We start from the raw sequence: 19,449 nt of genomic DNA, 5'->3' as shown, positions 1-19,449 counted from the left end.
TAGACTAGGTGTAAGTATTCAGTTATAGCAATCGTTCATACCCAGATCCCCGACTTCTAAGATCAATTTATCACTTATGGACACAATAAATAAAAGAAGTCGGGAATCTTATCGCCTTACCTGAATTCTTACGAATAGGTGTCAATTTCAATTATATATAGCAAATCAACTTACAAAAAATTAACTCACAGCTTCTAATTGCAAAGTTCCTTCTTGATTCTTCTGTTCTTGTTGCGTTAATAATGGCAATTCTGCCTCTAGTGCGGCCTTTACTTCATGACGTAAAGTGAAAAAATGTTCACCTATACCTAAAGTAATTAAATAACCATACAATAAATTAGGTTTACTAAAACCTATGACCATAAATTGCCACCAAAAATCAAATCTGGTAGAACGTAATATACCTTGTCGCCAACAAATAGACCTTAAAAAACGCCATTCTGCTTTAGTTAAAATCTGGTTGTGTTTAGGTCGCGAATCTGGCATTTGTTGGAAATGGCGGAAAGTTCGTTTTAGATAAAGTAAGGGTTCATATAAATTCCAAAAAGTCTCAATAAACTCGTTGACAATTTCCGACATCGGCCGAGTAGGGACAAAATTCATCAAAGATTTCTGAGAAGTGAAATATTTACTCAAACTGTCTATTAAACGTCCTTCTTGTTGTAGACGAGTCCACATTGCTGTATTTGGTAATGCTTGCAACAAACTGAGATGAGCTTGGGGAATATTTGTTGATTCTACAAACTCTTGAATACGTTTACCAGCGCCTGGTTTTTCATGATCAAAACCTAAGATAAAACCAGACATAATTTGTAAACCTGCCTTAGTAATTTTATCACAGGATTCAACTAATGAATGACGGGTATTTTGTTCTTTATTAACTCCCAATAAACTTTCAATATCAGGGGTTTCAATTCCCATGAATACCATGACAAAACCAGCTTTCACCATCAATTCTAGTAATTCGTCATCTTCTGCTAAATTTAAAGAAGCTTCTGTAATTAAGCTAAAAGGATAATTACGTTTTTCCATCCAGGGAATTAGTTCTTTTAAAAAGATTTTAGCATTACGTTTATTGCCAATAAAATTATCATCAACTATAAATATATAACGATGCCAACCCATTTGATATAATACTTCTAATTCTGCCAGCATTTGTGCTGGTGTTTTCGTGCGGGGCTTACGACCAAAAAGGGTAATAATATCGCAAAATTCACATTGAAAAGGACATCCTCTAGAAAATTGTACTGTGATTGCATAATAGGCATTTAAATCAAGTAAATCAAATCTAGGGATGGGAGTTTGGGTAACATCTGGTTTTTCTGTAGCGCGGAAAATACCTGTTTCTTCTCCCTGTTCTAAAGCTGCTAAAAACATGGGAATTGTACATTCCCCTTCATCTAAAATTAAATAATCTGCTCCTGCTTCTAGGGCAAATTCTGATAGAGATGTGGGCAATGGTCCACCAACTGCGACTTTTTTACCTAAGTTTTTAGCTATTTTAATTAATTCACTAAAATCTGGTTTTTGGATAATCATTGCCGATAGAATGACAATATCGCACCATTGCCAATCTGCATCTGTTTCTAGACTAACATTGCGATCGCACAATCTAATTTCCCAATCAGTTGGTAGCATTGCTGCTACTGTGATTAAACCCAATGGGGGATTTGTAGTACGTAACCCAGCCAAATCAAGAGTTTCCTGATAAGACCAAAAAGAATTAGGCATGATCGGCCAGATTAGTAAGGCTTTCATCAAGCATATCCCCCAGATTTGCTTTATTTTCAAATACCCCTTTATTGAAATATAAAAGCTGGGTCAGTTAGTTTTTATCCATCTGGAGGTACAGATTTTCGATCTATATCCTAGACAATATATGGTAAATGTATTATAATTAACTCCATTATTAAAAAAATTAGGGAGAATCAAAGAGGAGTGAATGTTATTAGTCGGAAAATTTTGCGAGATTTCTGTTTAAACCATGCTGATTCCTGCGATGCACTTTATGACTGGTATAGAGTTGCAAGTAAAGTTCAATGGCAAAACTTAATTGAAGTCCAATCAGTTTATAAAAGTGCTGAATCAGTAGGAAACTTCACGGTTTTTAACATTAGAGGAAATAACTATCGTTTAATAGTTGATATTGTCTATGCTAGTCAAAGAATTTATATAAAGTATATTTTAACTCATGCTGAATACGATCAAGGAAAATGGAAAAATGACCCTTACTTTTAACCCAGAGTCCTACGCTGCTTTACTTGCTCAATATCAACCAAAAGTGATTACAACTGAAGCAGAAAATGAGACAGCGATCGCTATTGTAGAGGATTTAGAACACCGTTCCCATCTCACTCCAGAGGAAAAAGCACTATTGGAATTATTGGTAACATTAATCTCCAAATTTGAGGAGGAAAATTATCCTATACCTCCAGGAACACAACATTCTATGTTATTACATTTGATGGAAGCAAAAAATGTTACTCAAGAAGATTTAGTTGCTATTTTACAAAGTGAGTCAATAGTTTTAGATGTTCTCAATGGTAATCGGCAATTAACAGAAAAACAAATTCAAGAATTAGCTGTGTTTTTTCAAATAGATCCTAGTTATTTGGTTGAATAATACTGATACTTAGATCCCCGACTTCTCAGATCAATTTACAATTTATTGACAGGATAGTAAAAGAAGTCGGGGATATGATCACCTAATACTTAGATCCCCGACTTCTCAGATCAATTTACAATTTATTGACAGGATAGTAAAAGAAGTCGGGGATATGATCACTCCCTAATGACTAATCACTACTAAAATAGATTTTGTAACCGCCACCTAACAAAGCGGGGAAGAGGAGATAACTAACTAATAATTATGGGTAAGCAGCGCGTTCTGTCGGGAGTTCAACCAACTGGTAACTTACACTTGGGTAACTACTTGGGTGCTATTCGTAACTGGGTAGAAATTCAAGACCAGTATGAAAATTTCTTTTGTGTGGTCGATTTACACGCCATCACTGTACCACATAACCCCGCCACCTTAGCGGCTGATACTTACACCATCGCTGCTTTATATTTAGCTTGTGGCATTGATTTACAACATTCTCACATCTTTGTGCAATCTCATGTTTCTGCACATAGTGAACTCTGTTGGTTGTTAAACTGTATTACTCCTTTAAATTGGTTGCAGGACATGATTCAATTTAAGGAAAAAGCAGTTAAACAAGGTGAAAATGTCAGTGCTGGTTTATTGACTTATCCAGTGTTGATGGCTGCGGATATTTTGCTTTATCAAGCGGATAAAGTGCCTGTGGGTGAAGACCAAAAACAACATTTAGAACTAGCACGGGATATTGTCAACAGGTTTAATCATCAATTTGCTAAGGATAAACCCGCTTTAAAATTACCCGATCCTTTGATTAGAAAAGAAGGTGCAAGGGTAATGAGTTTGACAGATGGAACTCGGAAAATGTCCAAATCTGATCCTTCAGAATTAAGCAGAATTAATGTTTTAGACTCACCGGATCAAATTACTAAGAAGATTAAAAAATGTAAAACTGATTTGGTGCGGGGTTTAACTTTTGATGATGTAGACCGTCCAGAATGTCATAACCTGTTAACTTTGTATATGCTGCTATCTGGGAAAACTAAGGAAGCGGTAGCGGCTGAATGTGCGGATATGGGTTGGGGACAATTTAAACCTTTGTTAACAGAAACAGCGATTAATGCTTTAAAACCAATTCAAGATAAATATCAGGAGGTAATGGCTGATAAAAGCTATTTAGAGTCGGTTTTAAAAGATGGAAGGGAGAAAGCGGAAGCTATAGCTAATCAAACTTTAGCCGATGTGAAAGCAGCTTTAGGTTACACAATTCCTTTGTAATTACGAACTTAAATAATCTAAGTCCGCAAGTGCGGACTTTTGAAATCATACAACTTCTATACATTCTCTTTTCGCAGATGTCTATTGCAAATAATATGTTTTTTATGATCAAAGCTAATGATACCTTGTTGTTCAAATTGACTGAGTAAACGTGTAATTGTAACTCTGGTAGTGCCACAAATACTGGCAATATCTTCATGGGTAAGGCGAAAAGTAAGACGAGTTCCTTCTGGTACTGGTTCACCAATTTTCTTTTTTAAAAAATCTAATAAATGATGTAGTCTATCTTGTACTTTTTTCCTACTTGTAATGAATAAAAAAGATTCCGTCTGTTGTAATCGTTGCTGAATTTTAGGTAAGAGGATTTCATTCATTGATGGAGAAACTGTAATTTCTGTCAGAGAAATTGATGCTAATTCAACATCTGTCAAAGCTTTTGCTTGGTAAGTTGCTAGAGATGTCATACTAGGACTAAAAACCATTCCTGATGTTGCTAAACCCGTCACCAATTCTTCGCCGATTTCACTAAATGTACTAAGTTTAACTAAACCCTGCCGAACATAACAAATTAATAGGGGGTTGAGGGCAATTAATTCTCCTTTAGAATATTTATTTATAGGAAAATCATCTATTAAGTCTGATTCAATAGGGAAGGTTTTTGATGCTATTGAATGATGTTCAGAAATTTTTTGGATTAACCAGTGTAAATTTGTGGTTTTTCCATGCTTTGGGGTGAAAGATTTAACTTTCAGTGAGGCATCAAATTTATCACTCTCGCGGGGTTGTAAAGGTAATAAAAGTTTTTGGATTTTCTGAGATTGAGATATCTGGGTAAGTTTGTTATAAAAGTATGGGTGTTGTTCGTGGGGAATAAAAATAATTATAGGTTTACCAACTAGAAAATTTGCGGAAATATTCAGTAGCTTTTCTGCTACGTGGTTGGCTTCTTGGATGATACCTTGTTGATTAGTGATTAAATAGGCTACTGGTGCGAACTCAAATAAATCTTGGTAATGTTGACGTTGTGTTTCCAGCAACTTGCGTGTTTGTATGAATTCTTCATTTTGTTGGTAAAGTTCTTCAACTGCTAATTGCAGCATTTGTGAGGTGGTGTAGAGTTCTTTAAATGCTTCTGGTATTAAATCCGAAGGAATCCAAGGTAATACATTAGCAGTCTGATACAAATCTTCTAAACGCTGGCGTAATAATTCTGTACGTTGGACAAACAGTTCTATATTCACCGGAAATTCTCACTATAGTTGCAGGGATTGATTTGAAAATTGCACAAGTTCAAATTGATAAAAGTTGATGGAATATTTAATATACTTATAAGCCTACATTTAGTTTATTTAACTTTAAATTTTAAGAGATAACTACTACTTGTAATATTAATATATATATATATATATATGTGTGTGTGTGTATAGGTGCAAAAAACCATAGACGCGCAGTGACTCCTCAGAAACCAGGATGTAACAAAAAGTAAAGTTGCCCAAAAACCTCTTCCCTTCTGTCTTGTCATCACGGCAATTTTTAACGACAATTTAGACTACACAAGCAAAATATATTTCTGTGTAATTACGTATATCTGGCGATCGCCAGATGTTCTTATTCATCAGTTATTTGGACAAAATGGGGATGCTTACTAATTTTGGGATGGGGAATGGCTTGATTTTTTATTACCTTTTTGGTGATCATGTTGGGTTTGAACATCATACCATTCATTCATACAGTATTCAGACCAGCAGAAGCAGTATTCATTCCAGCAAAAATCGCATAAGTTAGTTTCTTGATTTTGTTGATTATTTATATGGGGTGTAACGCTATTCCGAGGACAGTGGATGTAATTACTCATTGTTGTTGACTCTTTTAAATTAGTAGATGATGTTTTGATGTAACTATAATTACTTTTTTTCTGAGCAAATTTGATTATACCGCTGACCTGCAATTTCCCAGGTGAATTGGGTTTCAATCAGTTCTCTAGCACAAGTAGAGAGTTGTTGTCTGAGTTTTGGCTGTTCAAAAAGCTGAGTAATAGCACTTATGTATTCTGTAGTTTGGTTTGCTCGTAAGGCTCGGATAGGTGTATTTATACCATCTACAGCTAATCCTTCTACACCGCGATCGCTCCCTACAACGGGGATACCTGCGGCCATCGCTTCTAGGGTTTTATTTTTGATGCCAAATCCTGTCCGCATTGGTACAACACAAACAGTAGATTTATGTAAATATTCTACCATTGATGGTACACTACCTGTTACATTAATCCCGGGTTTTTGCCCAAGTGCTAAAACTGCTGAATCAGGACGAGAACCGACTATATCAAAGGTTGTATCAGGATAGAGTTTTTGGATTTCTGGTAATACTTCATTGCTGAAAAAACAAACCGCATCAATATTAGCTAAATTATCCATTGCACCAATAAAAATTATCCGATGTCCACCGGGATCTTGAAGACGTTTGGGAAAGGAAACTAAATCTACACCATTAGGAATAACGGCAATTTCAGCTTTTGGATTAAATTTTTGTAATTGTTCTTTATCCTCTGCTGTTGTAACTACAATATTGCTAAATTTTGAACAATAATTTTGTTCATAACGACGCAATAAAGGCAGATTAATTTTATCTCTTAATTGATTTTCTGAAGTACCAGTTGCTAACTGATTTAAACAAGTTCCATACACAGAACTATGAATATTGATAATGGTTTTTACGTGGGTTTGAAAATCAGGACGAATGTAAATTTCGTTAACACTGTGTTCACAGGTAATTACATCACATTTACTAGACTTGACAAAGTTATCAATCCATGATTGCATTTCAATGGAATAGCGGTTAAGAACGTTTGGAGGTGTACCCGTAAATAAAAATGAACTTAATCGCTGAATTTTTTTGGGTATTTCTGCTGAACTCACCTGTTCTGAGGGACGATCAAAAACAACCAGATTATCTACGCACTCTCGCAAACCTGCTATTTCCGCGTCCATAACATCAGACTCCCGTTGAGTTACCAAAGTAATGCTATGGTATTGACGGAGATACTTGAGTAAATTAAATGTCCTGACTTGAGTTCCTCCTCTGGTTGGTGGATAGGGAAAAGTTGAAGATAGCATAAGAATTTGCATAAATGTGATAACTTTAAGGTAAAAATTGTTTACTTTGTATATAGAGTAGAGTTTGTAAAATATAAGAGATTTATGTTACTTTAGATACAAAGAACGGTATCATGGTTTTGATTTGAGAGATTATTCTCAGACTGATTGTATACTTTCAGGTATGCTAAATCTCATCTTCCGGTGTTTGTAAAAAATTCATATATTTTTAAGGAAGTATCAAATGAGTTATTTGGGAATTTATACTTTAGCTAACGATGTAGTTTATGATCAGTTATTGGCTTTGCTAAATAGCATTGAAAAGAATATTAGCACAGATATTCCCGTTTGTATAATTCCCTATGATGACAAGTTAGATAAAGTCAAACAAGAAATTGATTCTAGAGCAAATGTTACGCTGTTTGATAATGTTGATTCTATTGCGCGTTGGGAATCTTTTGCTCATCAAGTCTGGCAACATCATCCAGGTGCTAAAACATCGAAAATAGCACGTAACTGGTGGTCTTCGGGACATTTGCAAAGAAAAATGTGTGTTTTTGATGGACTATTTGACAGATTTATTTTTTGTGATGCTGACAGTTTAGCGATGAAATCTTTTGATAATATTTTTGAAAAATTAAATAACTATGATTTTATTTTTGATGACTGGATACATACTAAAGACAAAACCAAAGTACCGTTAAACATTCCTTTATTAGAAAACCAGAATTTATTTACTGAAAAAGATATACGTCCTCGTCTTCATTGTTCAGATTTTTTCGCTTCTAAACGGGGATTATTTGCTGAACAAGAATTACTGGAATTGCAAAATCTGCTAGTTAAAAAGAAAGAAGTAGAATGGCTAACTGCATGGTGGGATGATGCTCATTTGTTTAATTATTTAACTTTTAAATCAAATCGGCCTCTTTTCAATTTTACGCTTAGTGATCAGGGAGAAGATAGAACTGGTAATTGTGCAATTTCTGACCCATTTGTGAATATAGATAATGTTGTTTATAATGAGGAAGGGTTAAAGCCAATTCATCGGCTACACTATATGAACTATCCCTCAATTAATTTTACTCGTTTATGCCAAGGTGAAGATGTAAATGTTCGGTATCAAGATGTATTTTTGTACTACCGTTTTTTAAAAAATCCTGGACAAAAACCACAGGTTCTGAAAGCACCTAATAGTTTGACTAAAGCAAATAGGTTGTTACAAAAAACTATTCAGAAAGTTAAGAAAGCTCTTTTTTAAGCTAATGGTAAAAATTTCTGTTTGCATTCCTACTTTTAATCGCGTTCAACTACTACCTTTTGCCATTGAAAGTGTATTAAATCAATCTGAGCAAGATTTTGAGTTAATTATTTGTGATGATGGTTCTAATGATGATACACCAGAATTGATGTCAAAATACACAGACAAACGCATTAAATATATTCGTCATTCGCAAAATATCGGTAAAAGTAATAATATGCGTTCTGGTTTTGATGCAGCTAGTGGTGAATTTTTTATTAAATTTGATGATGATGATCGATTAACTCCTGATTTTTTATTACAGACATCTGCAATTTTAGCAAAAGATTCTAGTCTTGATTTTGTGGGTACGGATCATTGGATAATTGATATTAACAATGTTAGAGATGAGGAAGCATCTCAAGAAAATTCTCACCGTTGGGGTAGAAAAGATTTAGCAACAGGTATTATAGATAATTTATTGGAAGTTGTATTTGTGCGCCAAAGTTTTCAAATTGGTGCAACTTTATTTCGACGGCAAACTTTGCAAGAATTAAATTTTATGATGCCTAATTGGCAAAATTGTGAGGATAATGATTTATTTGTGCGGTTAGCTTTGGCTGGGAAAAAGGGTTATTATTTACCAGAGATGTTGATGGAATATCGAGTTCATGCAGAACAGAAAGGTATTAATCGAGCTATTCCTTATTTATATGATAAAATTCGTTATTTAGAAAGTTATCAGTTTGAGTTTGAGGAACTGGAGACGATTAGGAAAAATCGTTTATCTGAAACAAAATTATTATTGGGGTTGCGGTTAATTGAAAATAATCAACCTCAAAAGGGAAGAGAGTTAGTTTTGGCGGGTAAGTCAGCTTCTATTATCAAGACCTTAACAGGTTTCGGTTTATCTTTTTTACCTGTTGGTTTAAGAAGTTGGGCGTTTAATTTTTTACGCCATCTACGGGGTGATGTTCTATAAAATTTAGACTTGATTATATATTTTCTTTAATCATAATCAATTCTTAACCCAAAATAATTCTAAAAGAGTTATGAATTAGCTAATACTCATAGCATCCACTTTTTTCAAAAAAGCTACGGTAAACTAGGAGCAATTTGTATGCCATCTATTGATGAGATTATTCTCAGAAATACTAATCCTTTTGATAATATTTACTGTGCTAATTTAGGAGATAATCAGGAATATTCTGAACCTACTATCAGTTATATTCATCAAGAAACATTTATCAAAATTGAAGCATTAGTAAGTCAAGTTATTCAAGATCATCTTACACGTACTGTACTAATTACTGGAGATACTGGTTGTGGTAAAACTTATTTATTAACTAGATTAAAAAGTCAATTAAGCTATAAAGCTTGTTTTGTTCATATTCCTCCCTTTGCTAAACGTGATAACATTTGGCGGTGGATTTTACGCTATGTTGTTGATAATTTAATAAAGGTTACAGATGATAATCAAACATCTCCGTTGTTGTTGTGGTTATCTACTATTAACGAACGGAAAGATACTTTATTAGGTTTTTTACGAAGCGAAAAGCAAAAATTTATTAATAAAATTAAAGAAAAATATAAACAAGTCAATATTTATCATCCTGATATTTTCTTTGCTATTTTATATGAATTAATTAATCCAGAATTATCTGATTTAGCTTATAAATATCTGCGCGGAGATGATTTAACAGAAGAGTCTCTACAAGCATTGGGAGTAGAAAAGTCAATAGATACAGAAACAACAGCTAGGGAAACTATCAGTAATTTTAGTAGAATTAGTTGTGATGTTCAGCCAATTATACTCTGTTTTAATCAACTTGAAAGTATTGCTCGGTTACCAGATGGAGCATTAGATTTAGATGCTTTATTTCAAGCCAATGCTAAAATTCGGGAGGATAATAATAACTTTCTGATTATTATTAGTATTGCTACTCATACCTGGGAACAGAATAAATATCAAATTGAAGAATCTTACCAATCTACTATTAATCAAAGGGTAGAATTAAGAAATATTAGTTTAGCTCAAGCAGAATTAATTTTAGTATCTCGACTTGAATATCTGCATCGACAAGCAACTTCTCAACTTACTTCTCCTCTTTATCCGTTAAGTCGTCAATTATTAGAGAAGACATTTCCCAGAGGGAGAATGAATTTTAGAGATGTAATTATTTTTGGTAAAAATGTATTTAAAGAGCATAAGGAATATTTAGCTCAAGATGATAAAAGTAGTACGTTTACTTTTTATAAAAAAACTCAAGATAAATTAGAAATATTTTCATATTTCAAGGTCAGATGGTATGAGGAATTTTCCCAATATCGTCAACAAATTACACAGATTTCTCAAATATCGTCTTCAGAATTGATTCAGTTTCTACAAGAAGTTTTATTGGCTCTGCAAATAGAGAAAGTTATAAATCCTCTGTTTATTAGAAGCAAGTATGCTAGTTATTCGCTTGGTTACGAATTTCCGCATAAACCAGAAATATTAGGAGTTGTTTGGACTGAAGATGCAAATTTAAACAGTTTTTTTTACGTGATGGAAGCTTGTAGAAAAACACTTGAAAAAAATCCATCTTTTAAATTATTCCTAATTCGTTCACAACCTTTAGGGACTCCCGAAAGTAAAGGTTATAAAGTTTATCAGGATATTTTTGTTAATTCTCCTGTACATCGTTATATTATTCCTGATTTAAATTCTATTCATTATTTAGCTACATATCATAGTTTGGTGAGAAATGCGCGGGAAGGAGATTTGGTAATTGGTAATAAAATTATTAGTTTAAAGAATTTGCAATCTCTGATAGCTGCAACTAAGATTTTAGATGATTGTTATTTATTACAAGATTTGGGAATAGTTCAAAAATTAGATGATTTAGATTTTGAGAAGGATGATAGTAGTGGTAATAGTGGTGAACTTAATATGTTCAGACGGATGAATAAACAAATAGAATGGAAGGAAGCCAAAGATTATATATTTAATTTAGTTATTACTCAGTCTTGTTTGAGTAGAAAAGTTTTGTTACAAAAAGCTTGTAGTCATTTTTCGATTTTGACTGAGTTACAACTTGATGGTTTGATTCAACAATTATGTTGGGAAAATAAGATTAAAATTATTGATTCTAAAGCTTCACCAGATGCTCAGTTGGTTTGTTTGTTTCCTAAGAAGTGATTGGTTTTTGCGCCAAATGCGGGGGTTTTGTTTCACGCAAAGGCGCAAAGGAAGAGAAGTTTAATTTCTTGACCACTCATCAATAATGGTTAGAATTCCCATTTCACCTAATCCTGTAACGGAACTCTTGACATCTCGATAATCTTCAAATTTTTGATTTTGTTTCTTGTTTCTTGCTTCTACAATAGCTTTAGCCTTTTTTTCATAACTTGTTATTCGAGAGCTTCTTAATCTTGCAACTAATTGCTGTTGTGTTAAAGTGTTAAGTAATTGTAGCGGATCATTTGGCTGAGATACTTCTTCTCCTGGCTTTGGAGTATTACTATTAACTTCCTTGAATTTATCATCAACTCTCTGTCTTTCCTGTGCAATTTCTGACTTTAACTCACTAATAACTTTCTCCAATCTTAATTCTAGATTGTTTAAGCGAGATGTTTCTATATTAGTTATCACAGGTTCAATTATTGGTGGTTTATTACCATCACCAACTCCTGTAATAGCTGTAACTTGCTTTAAAACCAAGTCCTCAATTTTTGGGGAGATAACAAACGCATTCACCATTTCACATTGACGCGGATTTTTTTCCTTCGCTCTGACAGCAGCATAATATTCTAAATGTCCTTCAACTACTGCATAAGTTTCTGCACCTGATTGTTTAAGAACTAAAGGTTTGATAAGTCCCCCACTTTCTATAATTAGTTCTGCAATGGTTTCTAATTCAGCTTCATCAAAATTTGAGCGAGGAACATCAGATACAATATCTTTAACATCTACGAGGTAAAACCGCATTATTCTTGAACTCCCATTTTTTGTAAAACTTCATTGGCCAAAATTTCAAATTCTAATGCGGATTGTTGAGCATTAGATTTGACTTCTTCTGCGTATTTAATTATCGACTTAGGATCAGGATATTCTAATTCTCCGATAGTTATAGTTTTATTCAAGCATTCTGAAAGTACACTCCTATCATAAATGACTGCTTCCATTAACGGTAAATCATACTTTTCAGGAATTACATCTCTTTGTTTTGGAAATGTATATTGTAGAAATTTATGATTGGTTGAGATTTTAGATGCTAAAACTCCAAGTATATTTAATGGTGATTTACCCAAAACTTCTCTAGATTCATTAATTTGCTCTACAAAGTTTTTTACTGTTGGTAATCCTTGATTTGCAAATGGTTTTAAATCGGAAGGAATTATAAGATGATCAGCAGCAATTAGAGCAACTTCAGCATATACATCTCTTGATGGAGGTGTATCAATAATTACGATATCATATTCATTCTCTACTTTTTTTAACTTGCTAGATAACCTGCTTCTAGCATTCATAATTCTAGTGAGATTGTGTTGTTCATCCATTAAAGTAATGTGTGAAGGAACGATTTCAATCTCTGGATTATTGAAATACTGGGACTTGCGAACCACATCAGGTATGAAATTATAATCTCCAACATTAATCAAGTGAAAAATGTTTTTATCTCGTAGATCATCATCTTCTTCAAATTGAAACTTGATTAATCCTGTAGCAAAGGTTGTATTGGCTTGAGCATCTATATCAATTAAGAGAACTCTTTTGCCTTTATTACTAAATGCCGCTGCTAAATTAACTGCAACAGTTGTTTTCCCAACTCCGCCTTTATTGTGATAAATTGCGATTGTCTTCATAGAATTCTCCTTCTTAGTTTCTAACTGTGATACTTGAACTTCTAACTGTTCCTTAAACTGCCTATTCTTCAAACTTTCCCTACCAATTACCCCCCTAATTTCCTCGATATTTTCCTCAATATCATTACCATCACATTGAAAAACTAGGATAATATCAGCCCCGTCTTTTTCATAAATTCTGATTTCCTTACCATTAGTTAACAACCCATAGCACACATTTAAACTCGTTAAATAATGCCGTAGTCGTAAAACATGATAATTTAAATTTTGCTTTGGGCTTTTTGCCTCCATTACTACACTAAGGGGTGAGTTATCATCCAACACAAAGGGAATAGCTTGTGCTGAAAATGCTAAAAAATCTAAGCGAATGCTACCAAAGGCCACTTCCTGATGCCATGTATCAGGTGTATAACCTAACTGTGGTAGCAAATATTGAACAATGAGTTTACTTTCAACTTCGCTTTCATTACGGCACAGTGCAGGGTTAAAAAGCAAGGTATTTTACCTCTAATGAACAGTAATCATCATGAAAATTTAGCTACACGATTCATTGTGTCATAACATGAGCTTTTAATTTTATAAAGTTTACTTAAAGATTTGTAGTCAAAAGCTAATTAACTTAGTATTTATACGTAAAAGACTCTAAAGATACCCCCATAGATACCCGACTTCTTGGAGAAGTCGGGTATCTGATCATAAAAGCACATTTTCGCATCCTCCCAAAGACTAAATTAGCGAAAGTTAAAATCTATTAGATAATATGTACGCTACCTTGATGGGAATGCGTCAGCAGAGGAAATAAAAATGGGATATGTAATTGCAACTGCAAACATGAAAGGTGGAGTAGGTAAAACTACCCTCACCGTTAATTTAGCTACTTGTTTAGCGAAAAATCACGGAAAAAAGGTACTTGTTCTTGATTTAGACAGTCAAATTAGCGCCACACTTAGCTTAATGTCACCGGTGGAGTTTGCCAAACGTCGCAAACAAAGGAAGACATTTAGATATTTAATAGATGAAGTTATTAACCCAGAACCTAATCCGCAATTCAAAATTCATGATATCATTCAATCTCAATTATGCAATCTTCCCGGTTTGGATTTATTGCCAGGAGATATAGATTTATATGATGAATTTGTTGTTTCGGAAATGGTGCATAATCAAGCAATTGCCTTGGGTGAGCAAGATTTTGAAACTATTTGGAATCGGTTTGAAAGAGTGCTGATTAGGGATATTTTAAAACCCGTGCGTGATGAATATGATTTTATTCTTTTAGATTGCGCTCCTGGTTATAATCTCATGACTCGTAGTGCTTTAGCAACTAGCGATTTTTATCTGCTTCCTGCTAAACCAGAACCTTTATCTGTGGTGGGAATTCAATTATTAGAAAGACGCATTGCTAAGTTGAAAGATAGTCACGAACATGAAGCAAAAATCAATATCAAAATGCTGGGAATTGTTTTTAGTATGTGCAATACTAATTTGCTGACTGGCAGATATTATAAACAAGTAATGCACCGAGTTGTGGAAGATTTTGGTGTGGAAACTATTTGTCAGTCACAAATTCCTGTTGATGTAAATGTAGCCAAAGCTGTTGATAGTTTTATGCCGGTAACGTTAATGAGTCCGGGTTCTGCTGGTGCTAAGTCATTTATGCAGTTGACTCAGGAATTGTTGCAGAAATTGTAAAACTTTCTTACATATAGATCCCCGACTTCTGAAATTAATTTATCATTTATTTACAAAATTAAAAAAGAAGTCGGGGATTTTGGTATGCTCACATTATGATTAAAGTGTATATTCGCAATATCTTAACTCATTCAGAATACGACAAAAATCTATGGAAAAATTAACTACATTGCCCCCTGATATTAATATCTATTGGAGTGCGATCGCTCCTTTGCTGACAATTCGTAATGAAGAAGAATATGATCAAGCTATTGAAAGATTAAATAATTTATGGATACTTAATTTATTACCAAATGTCACTTAAATCTAAAACAAATCCTGGTAAAATATCTTCACCATTTAATGTTTGTGGTTTATCTAATTCTTCCACAACTTTAGCAGGACGATAAATAAATACTTTACGTTGTTTTCTATCAATTAACCAAGCTAATTTAACACCATTTTCTATATATTCTTGCATTTTTTCTTGTAATGGTTTTAAACTATCGCTAGGAGAACGCAATTCAATTACAAAATCAGGGTAAATAGGTGCAAATTTATTTTGTTGTTCTGGTGTTAAACTATCCCAACTTTCTTTTTTAACCCAAGCAACATCAGGAGAAACATCTTTTCCATTGGGTAATTTAAAACCTGTGGAAGAATCAAATCCTTTACCTAATTTTGTTTGTTTATTCCAAATTCCTAATTCTACAGCAATATCAAAATTACGATTTCCTGTATCGCTACCAGTTGGTGGCATAATTATTAATTCCCCTGCTGCTGTGCGTTCAAATCTTAAATCCCGGTTATTTTGACATAGTTGAAAAAATTGCTCATCTGTTAAATCGAGATTTAATGTGAGTTGAGGAGGTAAAGTTGTTATTGCAGTGTTCATGATTTTTACCTCAAGGTGTTAGTTTCTAGTTTATTTGTTCAAGATACAGATCCCCGACTTCTAATATTAATTGATCATTTGTTAACCAACTTAAAAAAGAAGTCGGGGATCTTAAACCCCTACCTTTCTATGATACTAAAATTCCCCAGCTAATGCGGGAACACATCTTTCACACAATAAAGGATGTGCTTCTGATTCTCCTACATGAGTAGAATAATTCCAACAGCGATCGCACTTGTCCCCATCTGCATTTACTATTCCAATTGTCCAATCTTCTGTGGTTGTAGTATATTTCAACTCAGAAATTTTTGCAGCATTATCGACAATTTCCACCTGAGAAGTCAGCAATAAATATCGCAGTTCATCAATACCATTACCCTTCACAGGATTGAAACCTTGGATAGCTTCACGCAACTGTTTATGGGGAATATGCAGTAATACCTTTGCTTCCAAAGAAGAACCAATCATTTTTTCCATCCGCGCTTGTTCCATCACCTTGTTAACATCGGTGCGGAGTGAACGCAAAGTATTCCAAAATTCTGCTTCTAATTCGTCTTTTTCCCATTCATCACTAACCTGAATCCAACCAGCTTCAAATACTGATTTAAATGATGTTTTATAGGGGATAAATTGCCAAATATCTTCCGCAGTATGACACAAAACAGGTGCGATCGCTCTGGCTAAATTCTCCAAAGCAATCTGCAAAACTGTTTGACAACTACGACGACGGAAACTATCAGCAGCACTGATATATAATCTATCTTTCGCAACATCTAAATAAAAGTTCGACAAATCAACAACACAGAAATTCTGCACAGTTTGGAAAAAGCGGAAAAACTGGAAACTATCAAAAGCGTCCGTCACCTCATTAAACACCTCACGAATGCGGTGTAACATATACTTATCCAAATCTGGCAAATCATCAAAAGCTACAGCATCCTTCTGAGGATCAAAATCATGCAAACTACCCAATAAAAACCGCGCAGTATTGCGGATTTTATTTCTCACATCAGCGAGTTGTTTAATGATGTTACTTCCCAGACGCACATCACCAGAATAATCTACAGAAGAAACCCACAAACGCAAAACATCAGCACCATAAGCAGGTTGTTGTTTTTGGTTACTACCACCGTTAATAATAACCTGTGGATCAACAACATTTCCCACCGATTTACTCATTTTTCGGCCATTTTCATCCAAGACAAAACCATGAGTTAACACAGTTTTATAAGGTGCAATGCCATTAACTGCAACACTGGTTAACAAAGACGATTGAAACCATCCCCGATGTTGATCAGAACCTTCTAAATACATATCAACAGGATAGCATAACTCCGGTCTTTGCTTCGCCACCGCTGCCCAAGACGAGCCAGAATCAAACCAGACATCCATCGTATCCGTACCTCGGCGGTAAGTCTTGCCATTATTGCGATATGTTTCCGGTAACAACTCTTCAACCGACAACTCCCACCAAGCATCAGAACCCTTTTCGGCAAAGATAGCTTGAACGTGGTTAATCGTGTCCGCATTCAGCAAAACTTCCCCAGTTGCTTCATCATAAAACACGGGAATCGGCACACCCCAAGAACGTTGACGAGAAATACACCAATCGGATCTTTCTGCTATCATCGGTGTGATGCGGTTTTCACCTTGAGCGGGAATCCAACGCACAGATGCGATCGCTTTTAAAGCATCTTCCCTAAATCCTGCCACAGAAGCAAACCATTGTTCAGTAGCACGGAAAATCGTTGGTTTTTTTGTTCTCCAATCATAAGGATACTTGTGAGGATATGCTTCCTCCTTCAACAGAGAACCGACCTCATTCAAAGCGTCAATAATCGCTTGATTACCATCACCCAAAACATTCAAGCCAGCAAACTTACCAGCCTCATCCGTGAAATTACCACTATCATCAACAGGTGCAAGAATCGGCAAACCGTAACGCTGACCGACAATATAATCCTCTTGACCATGACCAGGAGCAGTATGTACCAACCCAGTCCCCGACTCAGTAGTGATATAATCACCACCAACCACCACCGGACTTTCACGGTCAAACAGAGGATGACGGTAAGTAGTATGTTCCAAATCCTGACCAGAGAATTTAGCTTTTACCGTTAACTCAGCATCCAAAATCTCTCCCAAACGCCCTACCAACTCAGCCGCAACAATCAGATATCTGCATTCTCTCCGCGCCTCTGCGTCTCTGCGTGACACCTCCACCACCGCATACTCCAACGCACCATTCACAGCCACAGCCAAATTACCGGGAATAGTCCAAGGAGTAGTAGTCCACACAGCCACGCCCAAATCAGGCAAGAAGCCATCCAAACTAGCTTTTAACCCTTCTGCAACCTTCTGCACCGGAAAAGCCGCGTAAATACTCCTAGAAACGTGACCTTCAGGATATTCTAACTCTGCTTCAGCCAAAGCGGTTTTAGAACTAGGACTCCAATGCACAGGCTTTAAACCGCGATAGATATAACCTTTGAGGAACATTTCCCCAAAAACGCCAATTTGCGCGGCTTCGTATTCCGGTTTGAGGGTTAAATAAGGATTTTCCCAATCACCCCAAATTCCATAGCGTTTAAAGCCTTCTCTTTGCTCATCTACGGTTTTCAGTGCAAACTCTTTGGCTTTTTGACGCAATTGCAAAGGAGTGAGATTTTGCCGTTCTGCCTGTTTCATATTTTGCAGAACTTTCAACTCAATTGGCAATCCGTGACAATCCCAGCCTGGAACGTAGCGAATTTTACGACCTTTTAGCAAATGGTAGCGGTTAATAATATCTTTGAGAATCTTATTTAAGGCATGACCAATATGCAACTGGCCGTTAGCATAGGGAGGACCATCATGGAGTATAAATAATTCGCCGGGGTTGTTTTCAGCCAGTTGAGAATAAATGTTGTTTTCTTCCCAGAATTTTTGGATTTCGGGTTCGCGCTTAATGGCGTTTGCCCGCATATCGAAGTTAGTTTTGGGTAAGTTGACGGTATCTTTGTATTTTCCAGTTTCGGTCACAGTTTCATGCCTAAATGTAGGTGTGCAGGTTATCCGATCAATTATAAGAGATGGTATGATTGTAGGGTGCGGTGAGCGATCGCTATATTGATCAGAGATTTATAGTCATACTTTCAGGCAATAGATCACATCTGTAGGGAAATATTATATGACTGAAGTAATTGAGATACCCGTTAGTTTGACTTATTTTCAACTTCCTGAAGCTGTACAAACACGGTTACAATTTTTATTAGATCGTCAAGATGCTGGTGAAGAATTGACTTTAGCAGAAAGAAATGAAGCTGAAGGTTTAGTTGATTTGGCGGAATTTTTATCTTTGCTTTCTTTGCGTTCTCAGCGGATCATGCGGGCGGGATAAATGGGTAAAATTCCAAGTTCACTACGTCAATTAGTTATCCAGCGTGCAAAAGATAGGTGTGAATATTGTTGTTTGTCTCAAGCGGGACAAGCTGCAACATTTCACATAGATCATATTATTCCAGTTGTGGCTGGTGGTGCAACAACATCTGATAATTTAGCTCTTGCTTGTGTGTCGTGTTCACTTCGCAAATCTGCTAGACAAACAGTAACAGATCCAGAAACAAAAAAAGAAGTATTTATTTTTAATCCTCGTCAACAAGTATGGACAGAAAACTTTCTCTGGGATGGTGTGAGAGTAGTAGGATTAACAGCTACAGGACGAGGAACTGTTGAAGCATTGAAAATAAATCGGCCGATGATGTTAGCAATTCGTGGAGAAGAGGAATTACTTGGCCGTCATCCACCATTTTAAGCCCTTTCGGTTGAGTTAAGAAAACCCAACATTACACAT

General features: G+C 35.2%; 17 protein-coding genes. 10 read left to right on the top strand and 7 right to left on the bottom strand.

The window, feature by feature from the left end:
- Nucleotides 1–180 precede the first annotated feature (180 nt).
- Complete coding sequence (locus VB694_RS04275) at nucleotides 181–1,758, bottom strand: B12-binding domain-containing radical SAM protein (protein WP_323359074.1); 1,578 nt, start codon at nucleotides 1,756–1,758, stop codon at nucleotides 181–183.
- Between the two features lie 180 nt (nucleotides 1,759–1,938).
- Between VB694_RS04275 and VB694_RS04270 the strand changes: the two genes are divergently transcribed.
- The 3 genes from VB694_RS04270 (at nucleotide 1,939) to trpS (ending at nucleotide 3,877) form a co-directional block, all read left to right on the top strand.
- A complete protein-coding gene (locus tag VB694_RS04270) occupies nucleotides 1,939–2,238 on the top strand; it encodes a type II toxin-antitoxin system HigB family toxin (protein ID WP_323359073.1) in 300 nt (99 codons plus the stop codon).
- Nucleotides 2,222–2,623, top strand: a complete 402-nt coding sequence (locus tag VB694_RS04265; protein WP_323359072.1) for a transcriptional regulator — start codon at nucleotides 2,222–2,224, stop codon at nucleotides 2,621–2,623. Before VB694_RS04270 ends, VB694_RS04265 begins: the two co-directional genes overlap by 17 nt.
- Before the next feature lie 246 nt (nucleotides 2,624–2,869).
- On the top strand, nucleotides 2,870–3,877 hold the full coding sequence (trpS, locus tag VB694_RS04260) for a tryptophan--tRNA ligase (protein ID WP_323359071.1): 1,008 nt from the start codon (nucleotides 2,870–2,872) through the stop codon (nucleotides 3,875–3,877).
- 56 nt (nucleotides 3,878–3,933) lie between these two features.
- On the opposite strand, the gene VB694_RS04255 is transcribed toward trpS, so the two are convergent.
- Both VB694_RS04255 and VB694_RS04250 read right to left on the bottom strand, forming a co-directional pair.
- Complete coding sequence (locus tag VB694_RS04255; RefSeq protein WP_323359070.1) at nucleotides 3,934–5,118, bottom strand: helix-turn-helix domain-containing protein; 1,185 nt, start codon at nucleotides 5,116–5,118, stop codon at nucleotides 3,934–3,936.
- Between the two features lie 663 nt (nucleotides 5,119–5,781).
- The gene (locus VB694_RS04250) at nucleotides 5,782–7,002 is read right to left on the bottom strand and encodes a glycosyltransferase family 4 protein (RefSeq protein ID WP_323359069.1); all 1,221 of its coding nucleotides are present in this window, start codon (nucleotides 7,000–7,002) and stop codon (nucleotides 5,782–5,784) included.
- 211 nt (nucleotides 7,003–7,213) lie between these two features.
- On the opposite strand from VB694_RS04250, the gene VB694_RS04245 reads away from it, so the two are divergent.
- From VB694_RS04245 to VB694_RS04235, 3 genes are all read left to right on the top strand, one after another.
- Entirely contained in the window at nucleotides 7,214–8,227 is a 1,014-nt protein-coding gene (locus tag VB694_RS04245; protein WP_323359068.1) for an Npun_R2821/Npun_R2822 family protein, read from the top strand.
- A 4-nt stretch (nucleotides 8,228–8,231) separates the two neighbouring features.
- Nucleotides 8,232–9,188 carry a glycosyltransferase family 2 protein gene (locus tag VB694_RS04240; protein ID WP_323359067.1) on the top strand — a complete coding sequence of 319 codons (957 nt, stop codon included), beginning with the start codon at nucleotides 8,232–8,234 and terminating at the stop codon, nucleotides 9,186–9,188.
- Nucleotides 9,189–9,326: 138 nt separating this feature from the next.
- Nucleotides 9,327–11,387, top strand: a complete 2,061-nt coding sequence (locus VB694_RS04235; protein WP_323359066.1) for an ATP-binding protein — start codon at nucleotides 9,327–9,329, stop codon at nucleotides 11,385–11,387.
- Nucleotides 11,388–11,447: 60 nt separating this feature from the next.
- On the opposite strand, the gene VB694_RS04230 is transcribed toward VB694_RS04235, so the two are convergent.
- Complete coding sequence (locus VB694_RS04230) at nucleotides 11,448–12,176, bottom strand: chromosome partitioning protein ParB (protein WP_323359065.1); 729 nt, start codon at nucleotides 12,174–12,176, stop codon at nucleotides 11,448–11,450.
- Nucleotides 12,176–13,549 carry an AAA family ATPase gene (locus tag VB694_RS04225; RefSeq protein WP_323359064.1) on the bottom strand — a complete coding sequence of 458 codons (1,374 nt, stop codon included), beginning with the start codon at nucleotides 13,547–13,549 and terminating at the stop codon, nucleotides 12,176–12,178. Before VB694_RS04225 ends, VB694_RS04230 begins: the two co-directional genes overlap by 1 nt.
- A 309-nt stretch (nucleotides 13,550–13,858) precedes the next feature.
- Between VB694_RS04225 and VB694_RS04220 the strand changes: the two genes are divergently transcribed.
- Together VB694_RS04220 and VB694_RS04215 are read left to right on the top strand one after the other, a co-directional pair.
- Nucleotides 13,859–14,743, top strand: coding sequence for a ParA family protein (locus VB694_RS04220; protein ID WP_323359063.1), 885 nt, complete (start codon nucleotides 13,859–13,861; stop codon nucleotides 14,741–14,743).
- A gap of 151 nt (nucleotides 14,744–14,894) precedes the next feature.
- Entirely contained in the window at nucleotides 14,895–15,047 is a 153-nt protein-coding gene (locus VB694_RS04215; RefSeq protein WP_323359062.1) for a hypothetical protein, read from the top strand.
- On the opposite strand, the gene VB694_RS04210 is transcribed toward VB694_RS04215, so the two are convergent.
- Nucleotides 15,030–15,617: a Uma2 family endonuclease gene (locus VB694_RS04210; RefSeq protein ID WP_323359061.1), complete on the bottom strand. Its 588-nt coding sequence runs from the start codon at nucleotides 15,615–15,617 to the stop codon at nucleotides 15,030–15,032. The genes VB694_RS04215 and VB694_RS04210 overlap by 18 nt on opposite strands.
- Before the next feature lie 135 nt (nucleotides 15,618–15,752).
- Nucleotides 15,753–18,638, bottom strand: a complete 2,886-nt coding sequence (ileS, locus tag VB694_RS04205) for an isoleucine--tRNA ligase (protein WP_323359060.1) — start codon at nucleotides 18,636–18,638, stop codon at nucleotides 15,753–15,755.
- A 148-nt stretch (nucleotides 18,639–18,786) separates the two neighbouring features.
- Here ileS and VB694_RS04200 point away from each other — a divergent pair, with 148 nt between their 5' ends.
- Together VB694_RS04200 and VB694_RS04195 are read left to right on the top strand one after the other, a co-directional pair.
- Nucleotides 18,787–18,996, top strand: coding sequence for a hypothetical protein (locus VB694_RS04200; RefSeq protein WP_071190106.1), 210 nt, complete (start codon nucleotides 18,787–18,789; stop codon nucleotides 18,994–18,996).
- Nucleotides 18,997–19,410, top strand: coding sequence for an HNH endonuclease signature motif containing protein (locus VB694_RS04195; RefSeq protein WP_323359059.1), 414 nt, complete (start codon nucleotides 18,997–18,999; stop codon nucleotides 19,408–19,410).
- The last annotated feature ends 39 nt before the right edge of the window (nucleotides 19,411–19,449 follow it).

This window comes from Anabaena sp. UHCC 0451 (assembly GCF_034931405.1).
GTDB lineage: Bacteria > Cyanobacteriota > Cyanobacteriia > Cyanobacteriales > Nostocaceae > RDYJ01.
The sequence above is the reverse complement of the archived record's forward strand: the minus strand, read 5'-3'. Positions and strand labels throughout refer to the sequence as shown.

Excerpts from the sequence above, each read along its gene's own strand:
- VB694_RS04195 (WP_323359059.1), top strand. The coding sequence starts at position 18,997 with ATGGGTAAAATTCCAAGTTCACTACGTCAATTAGTTATCCAGCGTGCA.
- VB694_RS04215 (WP_323359062.1), top strand. The coding sequence starts at position 14,895 with ATGGAAAAATTAACTACATTGCCCCCTGATATTAATATCTATTGGAGT.
- VB694_RS04235 (WP_323359066.1), top strand. The coding sequence starts at position 9,327 with ATGCCATCTATTGATGAGATTATTCTCAGAAATACTAATCCTTTTGAT.
- trpS (WP_323359071.1), top strand. The coding sequence starts at position 2,870 with ATGGGTAAGCAGCGCGTTCTGTCGGGAGTTCAACCAACTGGTAACTTA.
- VB694_RS04240 (WP_323359067.1), top strand. The coding sequence starts at position 8,232 with ATGGTAAAAATTTCTGTTTGCATTCCTACTTTTAATCGCGTTCAACTA.
- VB694_RS04275 (WP_323359074.1), bottom strand. The coding sequence starts at position 1,758 with ATGAAAGCCTTACTAATCTGGCCGATCATGCCTAATTCTTTTTGGTCT.
- VB694_RS04220 (WP_323359063.1), top strand. The coding sequence starts at position 13,859 with ATGGGATATGTAATTGCAACTGCAAACATGAAAGGTGGAGTAGGTAAA.
- VB694_RS04245 (WP_323359068.1), top strand. The coding sequence starts at position 7,214 with ATGAGTTATTTGGGAATTTATACTTTAGCTAACGATGTAGTTTATGAT.
- VB694_RS04230 (WP_323359065.1), bottom strand. The coding sequence starts at position 12,176 with ATGCGGTTTTACCTCGTAGATGTTAAAGATATTGTATCTGATGTTCCT.
- VB694_RS04200 (WP_071190106.1), top strand. The coding sequence starts at position 18,787 with ATGACTGAAGTAATTGAGATACCCGTTAGTTTGACTTATTTTCAACTT.
- VB694_RS04265 (WP_323359072.1), top strand. The coding sequence starts at position 2,222 with ATGACCCTTACTTTTAACCCAGAGTCCTACGCTGCTTTACTTGCTCAA.
- VB694_RS04250 (WP_323359069.1), bottom strand. The coding sequence starts at position 7,002 with ATGCAAATTCTTATGCTATCTTCAACTTTTCCCTATCCACCAACCAGA.
- VB694_RS04210 (WP_323359061.1), bottom strand. The coding sequence starts at position 15,617 with ATGAACACTGCAATAACAACTTTACCTCCTCAACTCACATTAAATCTC.